Below are 6,911 nucleotides of genomic sequence, written 5' to 3'. Positions count from 1 at the left end.
GGCCAGGCCTCAGCATTTTATTATGGTGATCCCCTGGGCGAAATGCGCCTGGTAAGCAGAGTTTTTGAAATGTAAGGCCTTTGAATAAGACAAAAGGCTGCCTCATCGCTAACTTTGCAACAGTGCCTACGTTCTGATCCGGCGTGCCCGGCAAGGCAGCGGCCTCGTGACGGATCTGGTGCCCGGCCAGTCCGGTGGAGGTAAAGGTAAGGGGCGCTTGCCGGAACCGGTCGAGCGCGTCATCCACGAGCTACTGCAAAAGCGGTTCCTGACCAAGCAGAAGCGCAGCCTAGCGGCCTTTCACCGCGAAGTCACTCAGGTGTGCAAGGCTCAAAAACTGCGAGTGCCGGCGCGCAATACCGTGGCCTTACGGATCGCTAGCCTTGACCCGCGCAAGGTCATCCGCCGGCGGGAAGGCCAGGATGCCGCTCGTGACCTACAAGGTGTGGGCGGCGAGCCTCCTGCCGTGACCGCGCCGCTGGAGCAGGTGCAGATAGACCATACGGTCATCGACCTGATCGTGGTCGATGACCGCGACCGGCAACCTATTGGCCGCCCGTACCTGACCCTCGCCATCGACGTGTTCACCCGCTGCGTGCTCGGCATGGTCGTCACGCTGGAAGCGCCGTCTGCCCCGATTTATTGTTCACAGCGATAGCACCTGCCATTTGGGGCAGCACCTACATTGTCACCACCCAATACCTGCCGAACTTCTCACCGATGACGGTCGCGATGCTGCGGGCGTTGCCGGCGGGTTTATTGCTCGTGATGATCGTCCGACAGATTCCAACGGGAATCTGGTGGATGCGCATCTTCATCCTCGGCGCACTTAATATTTCGCTATTCTGGAGCTTGTTGTTTATTTCGGTCTACCGCCTGCCGGGCGGGGTCGCGGCGACGGTAGGCGCTGTGCAGCCGCTGATGGTCGTGTTCATCTCTGCCGCTCTGCTAGGTAGCCCGATACGATTGATGGCGGTCCTGGGGGCTATTTGCGGAACTGCGGGCGTGGCGCTGTTGGTGTTGACACCAAACGCAGCGCTAGATCCTGTCGGCGTCGCAGCGGGCCTGGCGGGGGCGGTTTCCATGGCGTTCGGAACCGTGCTGACCCGCAAGTGGCAACCTCCCGTGCCTCTGCTCACCTTTACCGCCTGGCAACTGGCGGCCGGAGGACTTCTGCTCGTTCCAGTAGCTTTAGTGTTTGATCCGCCAATCCCGATGCCTACAGGAACCAATGTTCTCGGCCTGGCGTGGCTCGGCCTGATCGGAGCGGGTTTAACCTACTTCCTTTGGTTCCGGGGGATCTCGCGACTCGAACCTACAGTTGTTTCCTTACTGGGCTTTCTCAGCCCGGGGACCGCCGTGTTGCTAGGATGGTTGTTCTTGGATCAGACGCTGAGTGCGCTTCAAATCATCGGCGTCCTGCTCGTGATCGGGAGTATCTGGCTGGGCCAACGTTCCAACCGCACTCCTAGGGCGCGTATAGCTTGCCGGAAGTCGCCTTGACCCGCATGGCATAGGCCTATCGTTTCCACGATCAGCGATCGGCTCGTTGCCCTGCGCCGCTCCAAAGCCCGCGACGCAGCGCCGGCAGGCAGAGCAAGTAGAGGGCAGCGCCTGCAATCCATGCCCACCCGTTCCACGTTGTTATAGAAGCCGCATAGATCGCCGTGAAGAGGAGGGGTCCGACGATCGAGGTCAGGCTGGTGAGCGCCGCCAGTGAGCCTTGCAGCTGCCCCTGACGTTCCTCATCCACCTGCCTGGACAACATTGCTTGCAGCGCCGGCATTCCGATGCCACCCGAAGCAAGCAGGACCATGATCGGGAACGCCATCCATCCCCGTGTCGCGAAGGCAAGCAGGATGTAGCCTGTGCCGTCGGCAATCATTCCGAGCATGAGTGCCCGCCTTTCGCCGAGCCGGGCGGCTACAGGGCCGGTGATCATTGCCTGGGCGAGTGAATGCAGAATGCCAAATGCGGCAAGCGAAATGCCGATCGTGGTCGCGTCCCAGTGAAAGCGATCCTCGCCGAAAATGACCCAAAGCGCGGCCGGCACCTGTCCGACAAGTTGCATGATGAAGAAGACCGCCATCAGGGCGGCGACGACGGTCATGCCCCGGGCCCACCGGAACGAAGCGAGCGGGTTGAGAGCCTCCCGGCGTAACGGCCGGCGTTCGCCTTTGTGCGACTCCGGCAAAAGGAAACAGCCCGTCAGGAAATTGAGGCCGTTCAAGGCTGCCGCGGCGAAGAACGGAGCGTGGGGGGAGAAACCGCCCATCAGCCCACCGAGCACAGGTCCCGCGACCATCCCGAACCCGAAACAGGCGCTCATGAAGCCGAAGTGCCGCGCGCGCTCATCGCCATCAGTGATATCGGCAATATAAGCGCCGGCTACCGCCCCAGTCGCCCCGGTGATGCCGGCCACGATCCGCCCGATATAGAGAACCCAAAGGAAAGGCGCCGTCGCCATGATGGCGTAGTCGACAGCAGCGCCGGCCAGCGAGACGAGCAAGACCGGCCGCCGCCCGAAACGATCCGACAGCGCGCCCAGCACAGGTGCGCAGGCAAATTGCATCAACGCATACAGCGCCAGCAGAATGCCATAGTGGGCGGTGACGTCGTTCGAGTGAACCAGATCGCGCAGGAGGCCCGGCAGCACCGGCATAATCAGGCCGATGCCGACAGCGTCGAGCGCGACAGTGCTCAGAATTACGATCAGGGGTCTGTTGGGTTTCACGTCTGGCCTCCGGACCAGCCTCCGCTGGTCCGATTGAACGCGCGGATTCTTTATCACTGATAAGTTGGTGGACATATTATGTTTATCAGTGATAAAGTGTCAAGCATGACAAAGTTGCAGCCGAATACAGTGATCCGTGCCGCCCTGGACCTGTTGAACGAGGTCGGCGTAGACGGTCTGACGACACGCAAACTGGCGGAACGGTTGGGGGTTCAGCAGCCGGCGCTTTACTGGCACTTCAGGAACAAGCGGGCGCTGCTCGACGCACTGGCCGAAGCCATGCTGGCGGAGAATCATACGCATTCGGTGCCGAGAGCCGACGACGACTGGCGCTCATTTCTGATCGGGAATGCCCGCAGCTTCAGGCAGGCGCTGCTCGCCTACCGCGATGGCGCGCGCATCCATGCCGGCACGCGACCGGGCGCACCGCAGATGGAAACGGCCGACGCGCAGCTTCGCTTCCTCTGCGAGGCGGGTTTTTCGGCCGGGGACGCCGTCAATGCGCTGATGACAATCAGCTACTTCACTGTTGGGGCCGTGCTTGAGGAGCAGGCCGGCGGCACCGTTGAACAGGCTCCGCTCTCGCCGCTGTTGCGGGCCGCGATAGACGCCTTCGACGAAGCCGGTCCGGACGCAGCGTTCGAGCAGGGACTCGCGGTGATTGTCGATGGATTGGCGAAAAGGAGGCTCGTTGTCAGGAACGTTGAAGGACCGAGAAAGGGTGACGATTGATCAGGACCGCTGCCGGAGCGCAACCCACTCACTACAGCAGAGCCATGTAGACAACATCCCCTCCCCCTTTCCACCGCGTCAGACGCCCGTAGCAGCCCGCTACGGGCTTTTTCATGCCCTGCCCTAGCGTCCAAGCCTCACGGCCGCGCTCGGCCTCTCTGGCGGCCTTCTGGCGCTCCTGCTGCGGCGTCCGCTCGTGGGCCGTGGCGCGGGTCGGGGTCGTTTGCGGGAAGGGGCGGAATCCTACGCTAAGGCTTTGGCCAGCGATATTCTCCGGTGAGATTGATGTGTTCCCAGGGGATAGGAGAAGTCGCTTGATATCTAGTATGACGTCTGTCGCACCTGCTTGATCGCGGCCGCGATAGCTAGATCGCGTTGCTCCTCTTCTCCATCCGCGTTCCAAGCTGCGGAAAGGCACCCATAAGCGTACGCCTGGTCGAGCAGGCGACGCGGATCGACGTCCAGCGCACGAGAGAATGCGTCCGCCATCTGTGCAATGCGTCTAGGATCGAGACAAAGGTCGTCTCTGTCAGCCGGATCGTAGAACATATTGGCGGCGCCAAAGCCCACTTCACCGACCAGACCGACGGGATCTATCACCAGCCAGCCGCGACTGGAGAACATGATGTTTTCATGATGCAGATCGCCATGTAGCCCACGCAGTTCCGAGGCATTGCTCATCATTTGATCGGCTATAATCGCCGCGTGGACGTAGTCAGTTTGACAACCTGCGTTTTGATCATCGCGCGCCCGCTGAAACAAAGCTGCAAAGCGATCCCGGATCGGGAGAAGGGCAGAAGGCAGGGGTTCCTCAGATGCGGCATACAGCTTCGCCATTAGTTCCGCTGCAATTTCGGTCGCCTGGTAGTCGCCGTGCTCGGCAACGATGTGAGAGAGCATTCGCTCCCCGGCATATTCGAGCAACATCAGATTGTTCTCACGACCGAGCAACCGGACTGCTCCCCTCCCATTGCGCCATACCAGATAGTCGGCCCCGCGCAGTTCATCAGCAATGTCTTTTATAGGTTTCAATCCCTTGACGATTGCAGGAGTCCCGTCTGGCAATGAAACTTTCCAAACGAGGCTGGAAAAGGTGTCCGCAATGAGAACAGGTTGCGAAACGTGCCAATGAGCAGGAAAAACAGGCGGCATGAACATCAACCCCAAGTCAGAGGGTCCAATCGCAGATAGAAGGCAAGGCGTTCGCGGTCGGGGGCTTCGATCCCCAATACATTGAATAGGACAGCGAAGGCGCGCTCTGCTTCATCTGGCGCTGCCCAGTTCTCTTCGGCGTTAGCAATCATGAGTGCCAAATCGGCATAGCGATCTGCTGTTCCGAGCCGCCCAAGGTCGATCAGACCCGTGCATTGAAGAGTTTTAGGGTCCACCATGAAGTTCGGCATGCAGGGATCACCATGGCAAACAACCATATCGGTGCGCTCTTGGTCGAGCCGCACCGGTAGCTCTCGTTCGACACGAGCCAAAAGATCGAGCTGCGGCGTACTCTTGTCCTCGTCCGGTAAGAAGTCGGGATTGACGGCATTGCGGGACACCACATCAACGGCGCGTCCGAACATTCGCGACAGCCTGCGCTCAAACGGACATTGATCAACCGATAGGCTGTGAACAGCGCCAAGTTGCTGCCCCATTGACGGCCACGCTTTGAGCAAATCCGCTCCAGACAGATCAGCCGCCGGTACTCCCGGAATTGCCGTTATCACCAAGCATGCACCCTCCTGTTCCTCCTGCCAGTTGATGACCTCGGGGCAAGCCACACCTCGACCTTTGAGCCAAATGAGGCGGTCACGCTCTCCAGCGAGCTCACCGCGGCGGGAAGCAGGTGCGATTTTCGCGAAGGCATGCCCGTCACCACGTCGAAAAACAAAATCACCAGATTCTCCGCCTCTGACAGGCAACCAGTCAGAATGCGATTCACCAAAAAAAATATTAGTTCGATTCAATGGAGGTTCCTTCAGTTTTCTGATGAAGCGCGAATATAGAGAAATATCCCGAATGTGCAGTTAACGAATTCTTGCGGTTTCTTTCAGCGCCGCCAATACCGCCAGCCCGTCGCGCAAGGGGCGCGGCTCGTGTGTGCGGATGAAGTCAGCTCCACCTGCGGCGGCGGCAAGCTCTGCAGCGAGTGTCGCGGCCCCGACATCCCCCGGACCACGGCCTGTGAGCGCGCGCAGAAAGGATTTGCGCGAAACAGACAGAAGCACCGGCAAATCGAAGCGCAGCCGCAATTCATCGAACCGCGCCAGCACCGAGAGCGAGGTTTCGGGAGCAGCCCCCAGAAAAAACCCCATGCCGGGATCAAGGACAAGGCGGTTGCGTTTGATACCGGCACCCGTCAGCGCCGCGATGCGCGCGTCAAAGAACGCCGCAATGTGATCCATGATGTCGCCAGCGGGTGCCTCGCGCCGATCTGCCTGCCCGTCTTGCACCGAATGCATAACGACGAGTTTGGCAGATGATTTCGCCAATTGCGGATAGAACGCAGCGTCTGGAAAACCGCGAATATCATTGAGATAGGCCACACCACGCGACAAGGCATAGGCTTGCGTCGCGGGTTGATAACTGTCGAGCGAGACGGGAATGCCATCTGCCTTGAGCGCGTCCAGCACCGGCGCGATACGCGCGATTTCTGTGTCGGACGAAACAGGCGCGGCGTCGGGATTGCTGGATGCCGGACCGAGGTCGATCACATCTGCCCCCTCGGCCATCAGCTTACGCGCCTGCGCAATGGCTGCGTCTGGCGCCAGATACCGGCCTCCATCGGAGAAACTGTCCGAGGTTATGTTGACGATGCCGAAAATGATGAGCGATTTATTCATGGGGGCTTCTATAATAATAATAATCGAGCATGAGTATCATACGGATGCTCGGGTCGAAAGGGAATCCCCAGGCGAGTAACCTGTTTGCGGTGATCCATTAGCTGCAGGAGCAGAAGAGCATACATCTGGAAGCAAAGCCAGGAAAGCGGCCTATGGAGCTGTGCGGCAGCGCTCAGTAGGCAATTTTTCAAAATATTGTTAAGCCTTTTCTGAGCATGGTATTTTTCATGGTATTACCAATTAGCAGGAAAATAAGCCATTGAATATAAAAGATAAAAATGTCTTGTTTACAATAGAGTGGGGGGGGTCAGCCTGCCGCCTTGGGCCGGGTGATGTCGTACTTGCCCGCCGCGAACTCGGTTACCGTCCAGCCCAGCGCGACCAGCTCCGGCAACGCCTCGCGCACCCGCTGGCGGCGCTTGCGCATGGTCGAACCACTGGCCTCTGACGGCCAGACATAGCCGCACAAGGTATCTATGGAGGCACTGTTGCAAATAGTCGGTGGTGATAAACTTATCATCCCCTTTTGCTGATGGAGCTGCACATGAACCCATTCAAAGGCCGGCATTTTCAGCGTGACATCATTCTGTGGGCCGTACGCTGGTACT

The 6,911-nt window shown here is 59.3% G+C and carries 7 protein-coding genes and 2 pseudogenes; 4 read left to right on the top strand and 5 right to left on the bottom strand.

Annotated elements, in window-relative coordinates; genetic code table 11:
- From C4F37_RS26470 to C4F37_RS26460, 3 genes and pseudogenes are all read left to right on the top strand, one after another.
- Nucleotides 1-75, top strand: a pseudogene (locus C4F37_RS26470) (IS6 family transposase); the annotation flags it as partial.
- Between the two features lie 91 nt (nt 76-166).
- On the top strand, nt 167-658 hold the full coding sequence (locus C4F37_RS26465; protein WP_000131187.1) for a DNA-binding domain-containing protein: 492 nt from the start codon (nt 167-169) through the stop codon (nt 656-658).
- Nucleotides 592-1,503 carry a DMT family transporter gene (locus tag C4F37_RS26460; RefSeq protein WP_065897011.1) on the top strand — a complete coding sequence of 304 codons (912 nt, stop codon included), beginning with the start codon at nt 592-594 and terminating at the stop codon, nt 1,501-1,503. The genes C4F37_RS26465 and C4F37_RS26460 overlap by 67 nt, the downstream gene beginning before the upstream one ends.
- Before the next feature lie 31 nt (nt 1,504-1,534).
- Here the strand turns inward: C4F37_RS26460 and tet(A) are convergent, their stop codons facing one another.
- Entirely contained in the window at nt 1,535-2,734 is a 1,200-nt protein-coding gene (tet(A), locus tag C4F37_RS26455) for a tetracycline efflux MFS transporter Tet(A) (protein WP_000804064.1), read from the bottom strand.
- Nucleotides 2,735-2,839: 105 nt separating this feature from the next.
- Between tet(A) and tetR(A) the strand changes: the two genes are divergently transcribed.
- Nucleotides 2,840-3,466, top strand: coding sequence for a tetracycline resistance transcriptional repressor TetR(A) (gene tetR(A), locus C4F37_RS26450; protein ID WP_031606906.1), 627 nt, complete (start codon nt 2,840-2,842; stop codon nt 3,464-3,466).
- A 321-nt stretch (nt 3,467-3,787) separates the two neighbouring features.
- Here the strand turns inward: tetR(A) and C4F37_RS26440 are convergent, their stop codons facing one another.
- The 4 genes and pseudogenes from C4F37_RS26440 to repC form a co-directional block, all read right to left on the bottom strand.
- Nucleotides 3,788-4,624, bottom strand: a complete 837-nt coding sequence (locus C4F37_RS26440; protein WP_000480972.1) for an aminoglycoside O-phosphotransferase APH(6)-Id — start codon at nt 4,622-4,624, stop codon at nt 3,788-3,790.
- Nucleotides 4,624-5,427 (bottom strand): aminoglycoside O-phosphotransferase APH(3'')-Ib, encoded by an 804-nt coding sequence (gene aph(3'')-Ib, locus C4F37_RS26435; protein ID WP_001082319.1) that lies wholly within the window; start codon nt 5,425-5,427, stop codon nt 4,624-4,626. Before aph(3'')-Ib ends, C4F37_RS26440 begins: the two co-directional genes overlap by 1 nt.
- Before the next feature lie 60 nt (nt 5,428-5,487).
- The gene (gene sul2 / locus C4F37_RS26430; protein WP_001043260.1) at nt 5,488-6,303 is read right to left on the bottom strand and encodes a sulfonamide-resistant dihydropteroate synthase Sul2; all 816 of its coding nucleotides are present in this window, start codon (nt 6,301-6,303) and stop codon (nt 5,488-5,490) included.
- 307 nt (nt 6,304-6,610) lie between these two features.
- A pseudogene (gene repC / locus C4F37_RS26415) lies at nt 6,611-6,790 on the bottom strand (replication protein C, IncQ-type); the annotation flags it as partial.
- Nucleotides 6,791-6,911 lie beyond the last annotated feature (121 nt).

The sequence above is a fragment of the Escherichia sp. R1 genome (assembly GCF_003000935.1).
Classification (GTDB): Bacteria; Pseudomonadota; Gammaproteobacteria; order Enterobacterales; family Enterobacteriaceae; genus Escherichia; species Escherichia coli.
The sequence above is the reverse complement of the archived record's forward strand: the minus strand, read 5'-3'. Positions and strand labels throughout refer to the sequence as shown.

Excerpts from the sequence above, each read along its gene's own strand:
- C4F37_RS26440 (WP_000480972.1), bottom strand. The coding sequence starts at position 4,624 with ATGTTCATGCCGCCTGTTTTTCCTGCTCATTGGCACGTTTCGCAACCT.
- sul2 (WP_001043260.1), bottom strand. The coding sequence starts at position 6,303 with ATGAATAAATCGCTCATCATTTTCGGCATCGTCAACATAACCTCGGAC.